General features: G+C 59.6%; 17 protein-coding genes. All 17 read left to right on the forward strand.

The genetic code is table 11. The features are described 5' to 3' along the window. The coding region (locus tag JNN07_15010; GenBank protein MBL9169048.1) for a hypothetical protein at positions 1-1,089 on the forward strand (1,089 nt) is incomplete at its 5' end. 507 nt (positions 1,090-1,596) lie between these two features. Then, positions 1,597-1,935, forward strand: coding sequence for a P-II family nitrogen regulator (locus tag JNN07_15015; protein ID MBL9169049.1), 339 nt, complete (start codon positions 1,597-1,599; stop codon positions 1,933-1,935). Between the two features lie 73 nt (positions 1,936-2,008). Next, complete coding sequence (locus tag JNN07_15020) at positions 2,009-3,424, forward strand: ammonium transporter (protein ID MBL9169050.1); 1,416 nt, start codon at positions 2,009-2,011, stop codon at positions 3,422-3,424. A 311-nt stretch (positions 3,425-3,735) separates the two neighbouring features. Further along, the gene (locus tag JNN07_15025) at positions 3,736-5,001 is read left to right on the forward strand and encodes a porin (GenBank protein ID MBL9169051.1); all 1,266 of its coding nucleotides are present in this window, start codon (positions 3,736-3,738) and stop codon (positions 4,999-5,001) included. Positions 5,002-5,049: 48 nt separating this feature from the next. Continuing rightward, positions 5,050-6,279 carry an urea ABC transporter substrate-binding protein gene (gene urtA / locus JNN07_15030; protein ID MBL9169052.1) on the forward strand — a complete coding sequence of 410 codons (1,230 nt, stop codon included), beginning with the start codon at positions 5,050-5,052 and terminating at the stop codon, positions 6,277-6,279. A gap of 179 nt (positions 6,280-6,458) precedes the next feature. Beyond that, positions 6,459-8,207: an urea ABC transporter permease subunit UrtB gene (urtB, locus tag JNN07_15035; protein ID MBL9169053.1), complete on the forward strand. Its 1,749-nt coding sequence runs from the start codon at positions 6,459-6,461 to the stop codon at positions 8,205-8,207. 3 nt (positions 8,208-8,210) lie between these two features. Beyond that, complete coding sequence (gene urtC, locus JNN07_15040; protein MBL9169054.1) at positions 8,211-9,401, forward strand: urea ABC transporter permease subunit UrtC; 1,191 nt, start codon at positions 8,211-8,213, stop codon at positions 9,399-9,401. After that, positions 9,398-10,159 carry an urea ABC transporter ATP-binding protein UrtD gene (gene urtD, locus JNN07_15045; protein MBL9169055.1) on the forward strand — a complete coding sequence of 254 codons (762 nt, stop codon included), beginning with the start codon at positions 9,398-9,400 and terminating at the stop codon, positions 10,157-10,159. Before urtC ends, urtD begins: the two co-directional genes overlap by 4 nt. Positions 10,160-10,163: 4 nt before the next feature. Further along, the gene (urtE, locus tag JNN07_15050) at positions 10,164-10,859 is read left to right on the forward strand and encodes an urea ABC transporter ATP-binding subunit UrtE (protein MBL9169056.1); all 696 of its coding nucleotides are present in this window, start codon (positions 10,164-10,166) and stop codon (positions 10,857-10,859) included. Next, positions 10,856-11,707: an urease accessory protein UreD gene (locus JNN07_15055; GenBank protein ID MBL9169057.1), complete on the forward strand. Its 852-nt coding sequence runs from the start codon at positions 10,856-10,858 to the stop codon at positions 11,705-11,707. Before urtE ends, JNN07_15055 begins: the two co-directional genes overlap by 4 nt. A 10-nt stretch (positions 11,708-11,717) precedes the next feature. Then, a complete protein-coding gene (locus JNN07_15060; protein ID MBL9169058.1) occupies positions 11,718-12,476 on the forward strand; it encodes an urease subunit beta in 759 nt (252 codons plus the stop codon). Between the two features lie 11 nt (positions 12,477-12,487). Next, positions 12,488-14,203: an urease subunit alpha gene (gene ureC, locus JNN07_15065; GenBank protein MBL9169059.1), complete on the forward strand. Its 1,716-nt coding sequence runs from the start codon at positions 12,488-12,490 to the stop codon at positions 14,201-14,203. A 3-nt stretch (positions 14,204-14,206) separates the two neighbouring features. Then, positions 14,207-14,908 carry a hypothetical protein gene (locus JNN07_15070; protein MBL9169060.1) on the forward strand — a complete coding sequence of 234 codons (702 nt, stop codon included), beginning with the start codon at positions 14,207-14,209 and terminating at the stop codon, positions 14,906-14,908. Between the two features lie 134 nt (positions 14,909-15,042). Next, entirely contained in the window at positions 15,043-15,726 is a 684-nt protein-coding gene (gene ureG / locus JNN07_15075) for an urease accessory protein UreG (protein ID MBL9169061.1), read from the forward strand. Positions 15,727-15,785: 59 nt separating this feature from the next. After that, positions 15,786-16,673: a hypothetical protein gene (locus JNN07_15080; GenBank protein MBL9169062.1), complete on the forward strand. Its 888-nt coding sequence runs from the start codon at positions 15,786-15,788 to the stop codon at positions 16,671-16,673. Between the two features lie 33 nt (positions 16,674-16,706). Continuing rightward, positions 16,707-17,648 (forward strand): glycerophosphodiester phosphodiesterase, encoded by a 942-nt coding sequence (locus JNN07_15085; GenBank protein ID MBL9169063.1) that lies wholly within the window; start codon positions 16,707-16,709, stop codon positions 17,646-17,648. Between the two features lie 114 nt (positions 17,649-17,762). Beyond that, on the forward strand, positions 17,763-18,938 hold the full coding sequence (locus JNN07_15090) for a tetratricopeptide repeat protein (GenBank protein ID MBL9169064.1): 1,176 nt from the start codon (positions 17,763-17,765) through the stop codon (positions 18,936-18,938). Positions 18,939-18,969 lie beyond the last annotated feature (31 nt).

Raw genomic sequence — 18,969 nt, forward strand, 5'->3', positions numbered from 1 at the left:
TTGATCACAGCGGTGGCCGTGGACTTTGCGACGACCAACGGAACGGCGATCAGCACCAATGACTACCGAGGAACCAACGGCACGTTGGCCTTCGCAGTGGGTGTCGCGTCGCGAACGATCACGATCCCGATCGCCAACGACACGTTGGATGAAGAGGACGAGACCTTTGAAGTGAACCTGTTCAATCCGCAATCGGGAGTGCAGCTGGGCACCATCACGAATACGGTGGTGACCATCGTGGATAATGATGCGGGTGGGACCATCAAGTTGTCGGCCGCGACCTATTCCGGAACCGAGGGAACCAATGCCATCATCAAGGTATTCCGCAGCGGTGGACTGGCGAGCGGCGTCACGGTGCACCTCGGTAGCTCCGCGGGGACAGCCACGGCGGGAACTGATTACACCGAAGTCTCGACCAATCTGGTGTTCGCGGCCGGAGAAACCAACAAAACCGTAAATCTGGCGGTTGCCATGGATGCTCTGGTCGATTCGAGCGAGACCGTCAACTTGACTCTGACGGAGGCGACCGGCGGGGCGAGCCTGGGTGAACCAAACACGGCAGTGCTAACCCTGACTGACAAGCCGGACCCGAACGCCATTCCGGCATCCGGTCCAGTCTTCCTCAAGTATACTATGGGCAGCACCTTGATCAATGTGCCGACGAATCTGCTTCAGGGAGCCGGCTATGACGCGGGAAGCGAGGATGGTTCAGTAGCTCCCACCTTGTCATTCGGCGGGTCGATCTTTGCCAATACGTTGACCTCGATCGACACCAAGCAACTCATCTTCACCCGAATCGTGGCGCGGACGCTGGGTGCTGTGACGATTTCAGGCAGCTCCGCCAACGGACTCGTGAATCTGACTCACACCCATGGTTCCCTGTTCTCGCCGACCACCGACAGTTATTCGGCTTACAACGGCAATGGGAGTGGGCCGGGTGGCACTTTCACTATCGATGTGCTCGACCCGGTTAACAAGCTTGCCACGGGCCGGTTTGATTTCATCCTGAGAAACGATGAGGACACCGAGTCCACGAACCCGCATCGCGATGTTCGTGTCGTCGGGAGCTTCCGCTTCCGCTGGCTCTGATTCCAATTTCATCCTCCGCATCTGGGAGCGGGAGGGGTTTTCCCCCCGCTCTCTTTTTTTTGTGTGTAGCGTGGGCCGTCTCGGCCCAGGAGGCGTGGGAAGAGGGAAGGGTGAAGGAACTTCCGCTGCGCTGGGGACCGGGGGAACGTCCAGCATGGACGACTCTAGTGACGTGTCGTTGGCGATGACGCGGGCCTCCTCAGCACCAACGGTGCGTCCCATCCCAGCCTGGGGTGAAGAACCCCAGGTAACTATCGTTCCCGCCATCGAGGGCTGAAAGCCCGGCGTAGGGCCGTCGGTTCCGTCTCAACCACTGTATAACCACGGATCTCCCAGATGACACGGAAGGGACCCCAAGGGGGAGCCGCTCTCCCGAGACCTTCCCCTTGAATTCACATCATTCATCGAAATCAATTGCAGCTTTCATTCTGACTGGGCAATCTGTCGCAAACCCGACCCTAACGGACTCAAGCTCCTGATGTGGAACGGGTATGGACCCGAGTCGCTATGAAGAAGATCGAAGCCATCATCAAACCGTTTAAGTTGGAAGAAGTGAAAGATGCCCTCCAGGAGCTGGGGATTCGAGGGATGACGACCACCGAAGTGAAAGGATTCGGGCGTCAGAAAGGGCACACGGAGATTTACCGCGGGAGCGAATACACCGTCGACTTTGTTCCCAAGACCAAGCTCGAGTTGGTGGTCAGCGACGATCAGGTGGACAGCGTCGTTCAGGCGATCGTCGTGGCTGCCAAGACCGGGAAGATTGGAGACGGCAAGGTGTTCGTGTCCCCCGTGGTGGAGGCTATCCGTATTCGGACCGAAGAACGCGGTGAGCAAGCTGTCTAGTTTCCACGTGTGATCCGCTGCGCCCTTGACCGTTGACCCTTGACCCTGACGCGAATCCCCAACCCCTCTCCCCATGACTCAACTTCGCCTCGCCTATTGGTTGCTCAGCTTGTGTTTCATGCTCTCTTCGCCGGTTACTGTGACGGCGGCCGAGCCCCCGCCCGCCCAGCGTATCGCTGACACGGAAGCGTATCTACGGAACGGCCCCCGCAGTGAGAACACAGCGGTCAATGTGGCCGGACCCGGGCACAACGCGTGGATGATGATGTCCTCGGCCCTCGTGCTGTTCATGACCTTGCCGGGGTTGGCGCTGTTCTATGGCGGCCTGGTTCGTCGCAAGAACGTGCTGTCGGTGGTGGCTCAGTGCCTGGGACTGGCTTGTCTCGTTCCGCTCCTGTGGTGGGCGGTGGGCTACAGCCTGTGCTTCTCGAAGGGTAACGCCCTTTTGGGAGGGTTGGATTTTGCGTTTTTTCGCGGGGTCGATGCCACGCCCAACGCCGACTACGGCGTCTGGGTCTCGCATAACATCTACGCCATCTACCAGATGATGTTCGCCATTATCACCCCGGCGTTGATTGTGGGAGCGATTGCTGAGCGCATGAAGTTTTCCGCCGTGATCCTTTTTTGCGTCCTGTGGATGTTTATCGTTTATTTTCCCACGGCCCACATGCTGTGGGGGGTGGGGGGCTGGATGAACGGGCTCTGGAATCCATCGGCGGCGATCAAAGGCATCGATTTCGCGGGTGGCATTGTGGTCCACATGACCTCCGGGTGGTCCGCGTTGGTCCTGTGCATCCTGCTGGGCAAGCGGCTGGGACATGGCCGGGAGCCGATGCCTCCACACAGCATGGTGCTGTGCGCCATCGGCACCGGAATGCTGTGGGTGGGATGGTATGGCTTTAACGCCGGCAGCGCGGTTGCTGCCGATGCTATCGCGGCCAATGCGTTTGTGGCCACGACACTCTCGGCCGCTGCGGGCGGGGTGACCTGGGCGGTGATTGAGTATGCACTTCGTGGCAAGCCCAGCATCCTGGGTCTTTGTTCCGGAGCGGTCGCAGGGCTGGCGACCATCACCCCGGCGAGCGGCTTCGTGACCGCCAACAGTGCTGTCTTGATAGGTGTTCTGGCTGGCGTGGCGACCTTCTTGGCGTGCAGCAAGCTTAAGGCGCGGTTGGGTTACGATGATTCCCTGGACACCTTCGGAGTTCATGCGGTCGGCGGTACTTTGGGAACGCTCCTCGCCGGGGTGTTCGCCACGCCAGCGGCCAATGCCAACCTGGATGCCCCTTATCTGAAGGAATTTGTCGGAAAAACTCTATGGCTCGAGCAGGTCAAGGCCGGAAGTATCGTGCTGCTGCTCTCCGTGGTAGGCACGGTGGTGATCTTCTATCTCGTGGGAGCGGTGGTTGGGAGCCTGCGGGTCGATCCCGAGACCGAAACGGTGGGTCTGGATCTGGCTGAACATGGCGAAGAAGGATACAACGACTAGGTCGTTCATCAACAACCCGCTTTCAGTGCATCTATCTTTTGGATTCATGGCTTCAATTGGACAACTTGAATAAAGTTCACCAAGAACAGGCAGCAATTCCGGCTGAAGAGATTTTTCACATGAGTGCTCGGAGGCCCCTCTGACCCTTTTTTGGCCTCCGGTTTTCCTCCAATCATTCTTGGTCTCACTCGGCGATCCTCTCGTGTACACGCGGCAATGGTGCTGAGTTCACAAATCATTCATTCATAGAATAGATAGATTTCATTAACGTCTGGCAGGTTCCGGCATGGCAACTGTTCTAGCCCCGGCGCATGAACAAAAAACCATTTCGTAACCGACCCAAACATCGAACCCTTTTGCTCGGGACACTGCTGGCCAGCGGAGCTTCCCTTGCGATGGGGCAAGAAACCGGAAAACTCGACCAGCTCGAGAAAGAGAACGTGGATCTTCGCAAGCGTCTAGAAGCCTTGGAGGCGATGGCGCAAAAAGAGGGCATCATGCCCAGCGGCGACGCTTCCCCAGCGATGCCCATCAAGGCGATGTCCGAGATGATGATCAGCGGCTTCGTCACCGCGTCCTATTTCTACGACACCCGGACTCCCAAGGACAATGTCTCCGACGGCTATCTCTGGAACCAGCGCCACAATTCCTTCTCGATCAACAAGGTTAAGCTCACCATCGCCAGTCCGGCGGTCGAGCGTAGCGGCTCCGATTGGGATGCGGGTTACCGGGCTTCTTTGATCTTCGGTGAGAATGCCAATGCTGTGAACACCGGCGGCGAGCTTCAGGGTCTCGAGGCCTTGCGCGAAGCCTACGTGGAAGTGAATGCCCCGCTGGGCACCGGATTGAACATCAAGGCCGGTCAGCTGATCTCGCTGCTCAACTATGAGTCGGGCGATGGTGGTGCGGCGAACGCGAATTTCTCCCAAGGCTATCAGTGGTACTACACGGGCAACGGCCCCTCCGCTGGTGTTCAACTGGGTTATACCTTCACCGATTGGATGGATCTCAAGGTTCGCGTGCAGAACGGCATGTATGCCGGAGCCGTGGACGGCAACAATGGCAAGACCGCGATGGCGAGCCTGGGGCTCAAGCCTGACAGCAAGACGTGGATCAACCTGATTGGCTTCGGCGGCGACGAGAGCAGCTCGCAGACCGTCAAAGGCGGATCGATCCTCGCAGGCCGTCAGATGACCGAGAAGTTCGGCCTCGGGCTCGAGCTCGACTACTTCCACTTCAACCCGCCCGGCGCCTCATCTGAACTGATGTCCGCAGGCGCATGGGTCACCTATGACTTCACTCCGAAGTTCGGAATCGCTCTGCGCGGCGAGTATCTGTCTGATCCCGATGGCGGCGGTCTGAAAGGCATCTTGGTCGGCGGACGCGCGGGCAGCGCGATCACGTCCACCGAGGCGGACGGCAACCTTGCCAGCTTGACACTCACCTTCAACTGGCGCCCGACTCCGAACATCAAGGTTCAGCCTGAAGTTCGCTACGACACCACCTCCTATGATGGTGGATTCGATGGCAAGACGGATCGTGTGATCGTGGGCGCCGGCGTGTCCTACCTGTTCTAATCTCGACTCCCAAGTCCTCTGACAAACAACCAATTAGTCCTCTCTATCATGAAACCTACCCTCTGGAAATTGTTCGCCTCCGCCGTGCTGGCGATGGTGGTCTCCAAAGCTTCGGCCGCGGAAACCGTCAAAGTCGGCGTGCTTCACTCGTTGAGCGGCACGATGGCCATCAGCGAAACATCCCTCAAGGATGTTCTGCTCTTCACCTTTGACGAGATCAACAAATCGGGCGGCGTGCTCGGCAAGATGATCGAACCTGTGGTCGTTGACCCGGCTTCGAACTGGCCTTTGTTCGCTGAGAAGGCCCGACAGCTTCTCGAAAAGGACAAAGTCTCGGCCGTGTTCGGCTGCTGGACCTCCGTCAGCCGCAAGTCTGTGTTGCCGGTCTTCGAACAGGCCAACGGGCTGCTGTTCTACCCGGTGCAATACGAGGGCGAAGAGCTGTCGAAGAACATCTTCTACACCGCTGAAGCCGTGAATCAGCAGGCCGTGCCTTCGGTCGACTACATGCTCGGTGAAGGCAAGAAGAAGTTCTACTTGCTTGGCTCCGACTACGTCTATCCCCGGACTACGAACAAGATCCTGAAGCAGTATCTGAAAGCCAAGGGAATTCCCGACGCTGACATCATCGAGATCTACACTCCCTTCGGCCATACCGACTACCAGACGATCGTGGCGGCCATCAAGAAGTTCTCTGCAGGCGGCGGCGCCTGCGTGATCAGCACCCTGAACGGGGATACCAACATTCCCTTCTTCAAGGAGTTTGCCAACGCCGGCCTGACCTCCGAAAACTGCCCGGTAGTGTCCTTCTCCATCTCTGAAGACGAGTTCCGCGGCCTGCCGGCCAAGGACCTGGTTGGACACTTCGGCTGCTGGACCTACTTCATGTCTCTGAAGACTCCCGAGAATCAAAAGTTCGTGGGTGACTTCATGAAGTGGATCAAGAAGCCGGTCGTGACCGGTGTGGACTACAAGGTCAGCGGCGTCGACCCCAAGGGCCGCGTCACCTGCAGCCCGATGAACCTCTCGCGCATGGGAGTTTATCTGTGGAAGCAAGCGGTCGAGAAGGCTGGCACGTTCGAAGTGGATGCGGTCCGGACCGCTCTCATCGGCCAGAAGTTCAAGGGACCTGCCGGCGAAGTCACGATGCAGGAGAATCATCACCTGATCAACCCGGTCTTCATCGGGGAAACCTTGGCCACGGGTCAGTTCAAGATCATCAAATCTCTCGGAGCGGTAGCTGGCGAGCCGTTCAGCGAGAAGTTCCTCCCGAAGTAAGAATAGACTGCTTCCGCCAAGACAGACCAGTTAGCTAGGTTCGAATTGGATAACCATAGTGTTGGTGCATTTGCGGGAGTGGACTCTGCCGGTAGCAGGGCCACTCCCGCCTCTCTCGGATGATAAATTTTCCACGAATTTTGCGGAGCGTCGGGTCTCCCATCTTGCAGGCCGTTGCGATGGGGTGGCTCGGGGCTCTGCCTTTTGTTCCTCGCCGGGTGGGACCGCTCGCCCCCTCGCGATTGTTGGCGCTTGGCCTTCTCATGTGCGCCTCGCTGATTGGGTCCTCGGTCCCGTTGGTGGGTCAGGCGGCTAGCCCACCCTCCAGCGTCCGGAAGGATCTGGTTTCGGCAATCCTCTCGGAGGATGTCGCCGAGCAAACTCAGAAGATCAAAGCCTTGGCTGAGTCGACGGACCCCGTTGTAGGTGTCGTGTTGGCCGCCTGGAGGCAGGGTGGCATCTTCATCCTCGAGACCAACGACACGAAAATCCCCTTTCTTCTGGATGCCCAGGTCGATGCCGATGGCCAGGCCAAGGGGCTTCGGGTGGAGGATGGTGCCGCGATCTCGGGCGCTAACGGCCAGCCGCTGGCGTTTCTCGCTTCCGACTGGACCGCGGTCGATACCACTTCCAAGCTGCGCAAGGCCATCAAGACAACCCTCGATCTGCTGGCGGTTGTGAACCCCGACGCGAAGATGCGTCGGGATGCCATCACGAAGCTAGGCCAGGAACAGAATCTCGAATACCTCCCCTACTTTCAGAGCCGCTTCGAAAAGGAGACTGACTCCGATGTGAAGCGAGCGCTGACGGAGGCGATACACTTGACCCGGATAGTCAGCACCAACGAGGCGGACCGGGTGGAGTCGCTGAACAAGCTGGGCGAGATGCGCAGCATCGCTTCCCTGGCCTTTCTTCAGAAGGTGGAGACTGAAGCCAAACAGGATCCCGCCCGTTGGGGGACGGCGACGCCGCAAGCGGCCCGCGAATCGATAGTTCTGATTAACTATTACGTGGCTTGGGGAAACCTGGTTGGAACCGCGTTTCGCGGCCTCAGCCTTTCGGCGGTTCTATTGGTGGCCGCCCTTGGTTTGGCGATCACGTTCGGCCTGATGGGCATCATCAACATGGCCCACGGTGAGGTCATGATGATCGGGGCCTACACTGCTTATGTCAGTCAGAACCTGTTTCGCAAATGGTTCGACGTGGGGACGACCGGATTCGACTTCTACTTTCTCGCGGCCCTGGTGCTCTCATTTCTGGTCGCTGCTGCGCTGGGGCTCTTTCTGGAACGCTCGATCATCCGGTTTCTCTACAAACGCCCATTGGAATCGTTGCTGGCGACCTGGGGTGTGAGTTTGGTGTTGCAACAGTTGATTCGTCATTTGTTCGGAGCCGCCAATGTGCAGATGAATTCGCCGCGCTGGCTCAGCGGCAGCTTTGTGGTGCAGGACGTGTTGTTTGCCTACAATCGTCTGTTCGTGATCGGATTTGCGGTTTTTGTCGTGCTGCTGACGTATTTGCTTCTCACCCGGACTTCCCTGGGGCTCCAGATTCGAGCGGTGATGCAGAACCGGGCCATGGCCTCGGCCTTGGGAGTGCGGACCGCTCGGGTCAACATGATGACTTTTGCTTTCGGCTCTGGACTTGCCGGGATGGCGGGGGCCTGCCTTTCCCAGATTAGCAATGTCGGCCCCAGTCTGGGTCAGAGCTACATTGTCGATTGTTTCATGGTCGTCGTTCTCGGCGGCGTGGGCAATCTTGTGGGCACCGTCTCCGCCGCCCTCGGAGTGGGTGTTACCGATCAGATCTTGCAACCGTGGCTTGGTGCCGTGATGGGCAAGATTACCGTGCTGGCCGCCATTATCCTGTTCCTCCAATGGCGGCCAGCCGGTCTTTTTGTAACCCGCTCTCGGAGTTTGGAGGGTTAACACATGAACTCCACCTTCAAACCTCGCGAGTGTTTCTGGATCGCGCTGTGCGCGGTGATTGGGTTGGTAGTCGTGCCCTGCCTGAATCTATTCCCCGCTCCGGACAGCTTCTTCCACATCAGCAATTTTTCGATCAACCTTTATGGCAAGTACCTCTGCTACGCGGTGCTCGCCATCGGGGTCAATCTGCTGTGGGGCTACACGGGCTTGCTGAGCCTCGGCCAGTGCCTGTTTTTCTCTCTGGGCGGCTACGCGCTGGGCATGCATCTCATGCTCATGATCGGGAAGTTGGGACAATACAAGGCCGACATCCCGGACTTCATGGTGTTCCTCGAGTTTCCGGCTCGGTTTCCAGAGACGGGCGGGCTGCCCCCGCATTGGATTCCCTTCAAGAGCTTCTGGTTCGCCGCCGCGGCGGTCATCTGGGTGCCGGCCTTGGTGGCCTTGATCTTCGGCTTCCTCGCCTTCCGTTCCCGTATCAAGGGCGTGTATTTCTCCATACTGAGCCAGGCGCTCACCTATGCGGCGACACTGATGTTCTTTCGGAACGACTTTACGTTTGGCGGAAACAACGGCCTCACGGATTTCAAGACCATTCTCGGCTACGACATCCACTCGGCTTCCACTCAGCGATGGCTTTATATCGCCTCCGGCCTGCTGCTGTTGGGCGTGTACCTGCTGTGCCGGTGGCTCACCTCTACCCAGTTCGGCTTGATTCAGCGGGCGGTGCGCGACAGCGAGAATCGAGTGCTGTTCTCAGGTTATGCCACCGCCCATTTTAAGCTCTTCGTTTTCGTTCTGGCTGCCGTCATCGCTGGGCTTGGCGGGGCGCTCTATGTTCCTCAGGTAGGCATCATCAACCCCAGCGACATGGCGCCTGAAAAGTCTCTGGAGACTGTCGTGTGGTGCGCGGTCGGTGGCCGAGGCAATCTGCTGGGCCCGATCCTGGGTGCCATTGGGGTCAACGCCTTGAAGAGCTATGCCACGCGGGCCTTCGCGGAGCAGTGGCTCTATGTTCTCGGCGGACTGTTTATCTTCTCCACGCTGTTCATGCCGAAGGGGATTATCGGGATTCCGGAGCAGCTGGCCGCTTTGAAGAAGCGATTCTGGGACCGCTCCGCCACCGCCACCCCCGGCTCGCCCGGAGTCGGCTCCACCAAAACCGTCGGCCTGGAGGCGGCGCCCAAGAAATGAAAAAGGAATTCATCCTGTCCCTCGAGGGCGTCAACAAGACCTTCGATGGTTTCAAGGCCATCAACGACCTCAACTTTTACATGGATGAGGGCGAGCTCCGGGTGATTATCGGACCCAACGGGGCCGGCAAAAGCACCATGCTGGATCTGATCACGGGGCGGACGCAGCCGGACACAGGCACGCTCGAGTACGAGCGCAACATTGACCTGACGGCGCTCAATGAATACCAGATCAACCGCCTCGGCATCGGCCGCAAATTCCAAACTCCGTCCGTCTATGTGGATCACACGGTGTTCGAAAACCTGTGGTTGTCGCTGGCGGGGACTCGCAGTGTTTGGAGCACCCTTTTCTCGCGGATCACTCCCGCCAAACGGGACAGAATTCAGGAAGTCCTCGAGATCGTGGGTTTGACCTCGCGCCAGCATGACCAGGCCGGATCACTCTCCCATGGGCAGAAGCAGTGGCTCGAGATCGGTATGTTGCTGGCCCAGGAACCCAAACTGCTCCTGGTGGACGAGCCGGCTGCCGGGATGACGGATGAGGAAACCGCCAAGACTGGCGAGTTGCTGCTTTCTCTGGCGGGCAAGCATAGCGTGATTGTCATCGAACACGACATGGTGTTCGTCCGTCAAATCGCCCGCAAAGTGACCGTCCTTCACCAAGGCTCCGTGCTCTGTGAGGGAACCGTCGACCAGGTGCAGAATGACGAGCGGGTGATCGAAGTGTATCTGGGTCGCAAGAAGAAGGATCGGAATTAGCCGCATGTTGACACTCCAAGACATCCATGTTTCGTACGATGGCAGCCGGATCCTTCGAGGGGTGAATCTGACCGTTCCCGAGAAGAGCCTGGTCTGCCTGATGGGCCGGAATGGTGTCGGGAAGACCACGACTCTGAAGAGCATCATCGGCCTGGTTCGTCCCGAAAGCGGCTCCGTGCGTTTGGCGGGACAGGAGATTGGGGGGCTGAAGCCCGAGGAATGTTCGCGCCTAGGAATTGGTTACGTCCCCCAGGGACGGGACATCTTTCCGCAGCTTACGGTTTGGGAGAATCTCAAGTTGAGTCTCGTTGTTCGGGGCAGCAAGCCCAATGGTCAGGTGGATCGCGTGCTGGAGCTATTTCCCGTTCTGAAGGAGATGCTGCAAAGGAAGGGCGGTGTCCTGAGCGGCGGTCAGCAGCAGCAGCTCGCCATCGCCCGCGCCCTGCTGACCGACCCCAAGGTGCTCATTCTGGACGAGCCGACCGAGGGAATCCAACCGAACATCATTGACCAGATCGGTGAGACCCTGATCAAAATCAAACGTGAGGGTCGGATGAGCATCTTGCTGGTCGAGCAATATCTGGATTTCTGCGTGAGCGTGGGGGATGCCTTCTGCATCATGGACAGGGGCTCAGTGGTCGCCGACGGCCCGATCTCGGCCCTGAATGACACCATTGTAAAGGAACACCTGACGGTATGAGCCTGGCACCTGACCTCTTGAGAACGCGCCCGCTGGATGCAGGGGAAGGCGGGCTTGAGGTGGATCTGGTGTTTGGGCAGAGCGCGGCAACTTCGGTATGGGCGGTGAATCCTCTCAAAGTTCTGGTGGCGCGCCCCCGCGGACCCAGCGTGTGGGCCTACCTGAGCAGTTTTGGGGGCGGGTTGGTGGCCGGGGACCAGACGCGCATGAAACTTCGCGTGGGGCAGCGGTCCCGATGCTTCCTCAGCACCCAGTCTTCAACCAAGGTCTATCGGAATCCGCTGGATCGACCCTGCAGCTGCGAAATTCAAGCCCAGCTCGAAGAGAACTCCCTGCTCGTGATGGTTCCGGACCCGGTGCAGGCTTTCGCTGATTCCTTGTACAGCCAGCGTCAGGACTTTCATTTGCATCCGACCGCCGGGCTGGTGCTCGTGGATTGGTTCTCGGCCGGTCGTTCCGCCTGCGGCGAACGATGGGAATTTACTCGCTACGAGAGCCGAAACGAGGTTTGGATCGGGGATGAACGTGTGTTCACCGATGCCCTGCGACTCTCGGATGAGGATGGTCTCATGCCCGGAGACCATCGGCTCGGCCGTTATAACTGCTTTGCTATGGTAACCCTGCTCGGCGTCCCCTTGGCGGAGACCAGCGCGCGGCTGTTGAAAGCGGCCGCAGCGAGTCCCGTGGTGGCGCGACCATCCTTGTTGTCGGGGGCGAGTCCTCTGCCTCACGGGTCGATCTTTCGTTTTGCTGGAGAGCGAACGGAGGATGTGGGGCGGGAGATTCACCAGTTGCTGAGCTTTCTTCCCTCCCTGCTGGACGGCGATCCTCTGAGCCGCAAGTGGTAATTCTTCTCCTATGCACCTCTCTCCTCGTGATCTCGACAAGCTCATTCTGCACCAGGCGGGCTCTCTCGCCCAGAAGCGCCTGGCGCGTGGCCTTCGGCTTAATTATCCCGAATCGGTGGCCTTGATTGCCAGCCAGCTCCTGGAATTTATCCGGGAAGACCGAACTGTGGCCGAGCTGATGAGCCTAGGAAGGCGGTTTCTGGGGCGCAATCAGGTATTGGCCGGGGTTCCGGAGATGGTCGCGGAGGTGCAGGTCGAAGGAACGTTTCCGGATGGCACCAAGCTGGTCACGGTGCATCATCCGATCGCCAGCGAGAACGGCGATCTCTCCTTGGCCCTCTATGGCAGTTTTCTGCCCGTCCCTCCGCTCACCGCCTTCGAGGCGGTGCCGCTCGAGGTGGCTGGCGAGCCAGGCGAGGTGGTGGCCGAGGAAGGGGAGGTCACCCTCAATGAGGGTCGGGGCACGATTTCGGTGGCCGTGACCAATTTGGGCGATCGACCGATTCAGGTGGGCAGCCACTATCATTTTATTGAGACCAATGCCTCGCTGCGGTTTGATCGGACCGCCTCCTATGGCAAGCGACTCGACATTCCGGCTGGCACTGCGGTCCGGTTCGAGCCGGGTGAGACCAAGACAGTTCGCCTGGTGGAGATCGCCGGAGGCCGCGTCATTCGCGGCGGGAACGGACTGGCCTCAGGACCAGTGTCGGAGGAGAATCTGAGGGCTGCGCTTGGCCGCGTGACCGCCCAGGGCTTTGGCAACGAATAAGGGAGGCTAGCATGGCGCATGTAATGAAACGTTCGAACTACGCCGAGATGTTCGGTCCCACCACTGGGGATCGTGTTCGGTTGGGGGATACTCAGCTGTTCGCGCGCGTGGAGCGGGATGCCACCGTCTACGGCGACGAGTGCAAGTTCGGCGGAGGGAAAACGATTCGCGAAGGCATGGGACAGGCGGTGGGGGTATCCCAGGCCGAAGCTCTGGATTGTGTTCTCACGAATGCGCTGATCCTGGATTATACCGGGATCTACAAGGCTGACATTGGCATCAAGAATGGTCGGATTGTGGGCTTGGGCAAGGCGGGCAATCCGGATGTCATGGCCGGCGTGGCCAAGAACATGATCATTGGCGTCACGACCGAGGTGATCGCCGCCGAGGGGCTCCTGGTGACGGCCGGGGGCATTGACACCCACATTCATTACATCTGTCCCCAACAGGCTTACGAGGCGGTGGCCGCCGGAGTCACCACGATGATCGGCGGGGGCACTGGACCCGCCACCGGGACGTGCGCGACCACGTGCACTCCAGGCGCGTTCCATCTTCGGCTGATGCTCGAAGCGACCGATGGTCTCCCTCTCAACTTTGGGTTCACTGGAAAAGGAAACACATCTCTTCCAGCGGGGCTTCCGGAGCAGATTCTAGGAGGGGCGATCGGCCTCAAGCTGCACGAGGATTGGGGAACCTCGCCGGCTGCGATTGACTGCTGCTTGACCGTAGCGGACCAGCACGATGTTCAGGTCACCATCCATACCGACACGTTGAATGAGTCGGGGTTCGTGGAGGCCACCATTGGGGCGATTCGGGGCCGGACCATCCACACCTACCACACTGAGGGTGCGGGCGGGGGTCATGCTCCTGACATCATTCGCATCTGTGGCGAACTCAATGTCCTGCCGAGCTCGACCAACCCCACCCGTCCCTACACGGTCAACACCATTGATGAGCACCTCGACATGCTCATGGTCTGCCATCATCTGGATCCTTCGCTTCCGGAGGACGTGGCGTTCGCCGAGAGCCGGATACGAGGGGAGACCATTGCCGCGGAGGACATCCTGCACGATCTCGGCGCCATCAGCATGATGAGCAGTGATTCACAGGCGATGGGGCGGATCGGCGAAGTGATTGCTCGCACCTGGCAAACGGCTGACAAGATGCGCCAGCAGAGAGGGATCCTGCCGGGGGATTCCGGCGGCTCGGACAACGCCCGGATCAAGCGCTACCTGTCCAAGTACACCATCAATCCGGCCATCGCCCATGGGGTCGGCCACCTGGTGGGTTCCATCGAGGTGGGCAAGTTGGCGGATTTGGTGCTGTGGAAGCCTGCCTTCTTCGGGATCAAGCCGGAGATGGTGGTGAAGGGCGGTTTGGTTGCCTGGGCGCAGATGGGGGATCCAAACGCGTCCATCCCTACGCCTCAGCCGGTGTACATGCGGCCGATGTTCGGCGGCTTTGGCATCGCTCCGGGCCGCACTTCACTGGCGTTTGTGAGCCAGGCTTGCGCGGATCAGGGCATCGCTGCCGGCTACGGTCTCACCAAACAAATCGAGGCGGTGCGTGGGTGTCGGAAACTCACTAAGCGAGACATGAAGTGGAACGATGCGATGCCGAAGATCTCCGTCGAGCCGGAAACGTACCGGGTTCTGGCTGATGGTGAGGCGTTGGTCTGTGCTCCGGCAAAGGTGGTCCCGCTGGGCCGTCGCTATAGCTTGTTCTGATCGATGCTGATCCCGCTTCAGACGGGGCTTGACCCCAGTGTCCAGCCGCTATCGATGTCGTTGCCGGTGAGTGAGGAATGGCTTGTTTGGCAGCTGGCTGATTCCGCCTTTCCTTCCGGAGGCTTCGCTCATTCGGCTGGGTTGGAAGCGGCCTGGCACTATGGTGAAGTGCGGGATCGTCATGAATTTCAGTCGTTCCTCGAGTCGAGCCTTCATCAGGCCGGACAGAGCTTGCTTCCCTGGGTGGCGGCGGCCCACACGGCCCCGGACCGGCTGGGGGAGTGGGATCGGCGCTTGGATGCTGCGACGCTCAATCACGTGGCGAATCGCGCCAGTCGCCTTCAAGGGCGGGCTTTTCTGGCCTCCAGCGCGCGGATTTTCTCGCTTCCGATCAAGAGGCCGTCTTGCGGACACCTCGCGCCGCTCTTTGGAGCGGTGCTTCGGGCATTGGAAGTGGATTCGATGAGAACGCTCCGTCTCTTTCTTTTCGGCCACTCCCGGGGCATTATTGCCAGCGCTGTTCGGCTGGGTGTCCTCGGACCCATGGAGGGACAGGCCATTCAATATCGGCTGACCGATCTATCCGAGCGAGTCATCCTGCGCGCCTCGCTCAGGACGGTTGATGATGCCGCCATGACCTCGCCGCTCATTGAGCTCTGGCAATCCGCCCAAGATCGCCTCTACTCACGATTGTTTCAAAGCTGAACCGAATCGAAACTGCATTTATGAGTCAACCTCACTCCCACCCGTCTCCGGATGGCTCTGCGCCGGATCACTCCCCCATGCACTCCCATGAGCACGGTCACAGTCATGGTCCTCACGGGCATACGCATGAACCGATGGACAGTCCGGGTCATTTCCATGAGCGGGATCGCCCGCTGGATCGTGACTACTCTCAGCGGGCGTTCACGGTCGGGGTGGGCGGGCCAGTGGGAAGTGGCAAGACAGCTCTGATGCTCCAGCTTTGTCGCCGGTTGCGGGAGAGGACCAACATCGCTGCGGTAACCAACGACATTTTCACCCGGGAGGATGGAGAATTCCTCATCCGGAACCAGGCGCTTGAGGCAGAACGAATTCGAGCGGTTGAGACCGGGGGATGTCCTCACGCCGCGATTCGGGAGGATATCTCCGCCAATCTCCTCGCGTTGGAGGAATTGCAGGAGATCTTCCATCCCGAAATCCTGCTTCTGGAGTCGGGAGGCGACAACTTGGCGGCGCACTTCAGTCGGGAGCTGGCGGACTACACCATCTATGTCATCGATGTCGCCGGCGGCGACAAGGTTCCCCGCAAGGGTGGTCCTGGCATCACCCAAAGCGATCTCCTGGTGATCAACAAGACCGACCTGGCCGTGGCCGTGGGAGCTGACCTGGAGGTCATGGCGCGGGATGCCAAGCGCATGCGGGCGGGCGGTCCATTTGTGTTCGCCCAGGTGAAACATGGAGAGGGCGTCGAGGAGATTATCGGACACATCCTGCATGCCTGGCAACACGCGCGGGGTGTGGCCCATCAGCATCATCATTGAGTGATGATCGTCCGCTTAGGCTGGACTGAGGCGGCATTTTCGGTCACTGAAGGTGGCCTATGAAGTCACTTAACCTTGGAATGGCATCGGCCGCCCTGATACTGGCTACTGCCGGATTGGCCGCTCAGCCCGCTTCCGAATCGCCCTTCTCGTCCGCGGTCACGCTCGAAGGTTCATACTCTGCCGCTTCCGACGTGGTGGCCGGCTCGGCTGTCGTGGGAGAGGTGGAGACCGTTCACTCCAAGCTGGATTGGCTCGGCACCTGGCGATCCTCCGAATCCTTCTCCTGGCTGACCGGCGCCAAGTGGGGCCGTTTTGGCTTCGATGCTCCTGCGGGGGCCTTGATCCCCGACGATGTTCATTCGATCGCCTTGCTGGTAGGGGCTGAATGGAAGTTCCGCGAAGGTTGGTTTACTCGGCTGGAGGTGGAGCCTGGAGTCTATACCGATGGTGAGGACTTCAGCTCGGATGACCTCAATGCGCCCGTCGCTCTGCGCCTGGGATACTCTCCCCATGAGAGGCTGACTTGGGTGGTGGCGGTTCGAGTGGACCCTCGTTCGGATATACCCGTGATAGGGGGGCCGGGCATTCGCTGGAAATTTCATCCCGACTGGACTTTAAATCTGCTGTTGCCTCGGCCACGCATCGAGTATGCGATCAGTGAATCGGTGACCCTTTTTGCCGGCGGCGAAATCACGGGGGGCACGTGGCGGGTGGCGGAGGATTTCGGGACGCGCCGGTCAGACACCCGTTTTGATAATGATGTGCTCGACTACCGGGAGATTCGGGTCGGGGTCGGGGCGCGTTGGAAGGTCGCGCCGGGATGGCGTCTCACGGCGGATGCGGGGTGGGCTGTCGACCGGCGGTTTACCTTTGACCGCGAGCGACTGCTGTTGAACGGCGACGGAGCGCCTTACCTGCAGGCCGGGATTGTAGCCAGCTTCTAGACAGCGATGCCAGCCAGCCGATCCTGACCGACCATGCAAGCGACTCTGAAGAGTCCCGCTGGGCCGAGGCGAAGGTGGAATTGGCGTTTGCCGGTGGCCGCCATCATTGGGTTCTGGGCGATCTGCCAAGTATTGCCACCCCGAGGGGTGGTGGAGGGTCAGAATCCTTGGCGTCGTTCCTCCGGAGGTCGCCCTCTGGTGATCGCCCATGGAGGCGGGCAGGGGTTGAACCCTCCGAACACCCTGGCAGCGTTCGAGGCGAGCGTTCGCTTGGGGTGTGATGTGCTGGAGACTGACTTGCGGCTGACACGTGACGGTGTGCTCGTCACCCTGCACGACGAGACCATTGACCGGACCAGCGATGGCACGGGGCGGGCCATTGACTTCAGTCTGGCCGAGCTTAAGCAGCGCAATTTTGGAGCCAAGTTCAAGGATCCGACCGGAGCCCAACCCTTTAACGAGCATCCCGCTCGCTTGGCGACCCTGGAGGAACTGTTCCAGGCCTTCTCCCAGGTACCGATGGTTCTGGAGATCAAGGACCGTGGGCCCAACGGCATCAAGGCTGCGGAGACGTTAGTTCGGCTGATTCGGGACTATCGGCGTGAGAAAAGCGTGATCGTAGCTAGCTTTGACGATGCAACCCTCGCCGCCTTTCGAGAACGTTCGGGTGGGACGGTATTCACGGCGACTCCCATGGGGGTCACGCAGTCGCACGTGATTCTGGCGCGACTTGGATTGAGTTGGTTTGCGCCGGTGGGTCAGCAGGCCATGCAGATCCCGGTCAGCAAGCTCGGCTATCGGCTGGACTTTCCGGCTTTGATTCGGGGGGCGCATCGTCGCAACATGGCGGTGCACTATTGGACTATCAATCTTCCGGACGAGATGAAACGGCTCATCGAGCTGGGGGCGGATGGGATCATGACCGATCGGCCTGATCTTCTGAAGTCGGTCCTCCGTGAGCTGGGGTACCACTAAGCTACGTCGGGCCCTCGGGTTCGCATCTGAGTGAGATTTTACACACCTTTCTGCTTTTTCCCTTGTCTTGCCCGGAACTCTTCTTACGTTACGCCTTCACACTGTGGAGATACTATGTCTCGTCGCACGCCAACACGTTCCACGTATGCTGCCCTGATTGCCGGCATGTTGATTGGATCTGCTCTCTCGCCGCTCGCCGCACCCGGGGAACCCCCCTTGGCTTCTGCCTTGGCGGCTTCGGCGGGGGATCTTACCTCGGGCACGACTTCGCCTCGGACCGCGGAGCAGCTCGAAAAGACGGTTCGAGAACTTCAGGCGGAATGGAGTACGACACGGGCCGCGGTGGAGCAACTCCATCGGGCGACCGAGAGTGAAGCCCGCCATCAGGCGGAGCAGCTGAGCCAGCAGCTGACCAAGTTGGAAAAGGACCTGGAAACGCAGAAACAGGAAAAGGAGCAAGTTCTCAAGATGGTGGAAGCCGCGAACCAGCAGACTCTGATCTATGCCGTGTTGTTCATCGGGATAGCCCTCATCGCGATCTTGGTGATTTCGTTGTTTCAGATCAAAGCCACCACCAAGCTGACCGCGTTGGCGGTGAACTACGCCGATCGTCTGAATCTTCAGCCGCCGGCCTCCGTTCCCAACCAGATCGCCGCGACCTCGGAATCCGAGCATCTCCTCAGATCTCTGGACCGGCTGCAACAGAGGATTGAGGAACTGGAGACCTCGGCTTCTCGGAACCTGCTCGGGCCGCCGGAGAAATCCGCCCCCACTCGCACGCTTCCTGAGGTGTCGAGTTATGCCGCCGCGGGCACTCCTCAGCTCAAGCCAGAATCAGGCAAAGTTCAGGTTTCAACCTCCGCCCTCGCCGTTTCTTCGCCTCCGTCCAACGGGCACAGTCACGAAGAGACGCGCGCGATCCTGCCAGAGGAAGGCAGATCGGACCCTCAGTCAATGGTCTCCGGAATTCTTGGGAAGGGGGAATCTCTGCTGAAGATGGGGCAAGCGAAGTCCGCTTTGATCGCCTTCGAGGAGGCGCTGCGGATCGATTCCCGGCATGTCGAGGCTTGGGTCAAAAAGGGTAGCGCGCTCGAGAAGCTCGATCGAATGGAGGAAGCCCTCTCCTGTTACGATCGAGCCATCGCCCTGGACCGGACCTCCACGCTCGCCTACCTCTACAAGGGCGGAGTTTGCAACCGGCTCGAGCGGTTCGACGAGGCTCTTGCCTGCTATGAGCAGGCCCTCAAGAGCCATGACCATGACGGCGTGCAGGGTTCCACCCAGATCTGATTGATCTAGGGGGCGCCAGGCCGCTTTCCCG

The organism is Verrucomicrobiales bacterium, from assembly GCA_016793885.1.
Lineage (GTDB): Bacteria > Verrucomicrobiota > Verrucomicrobiia > Limisphaerales > UBA11320 > UBA11320.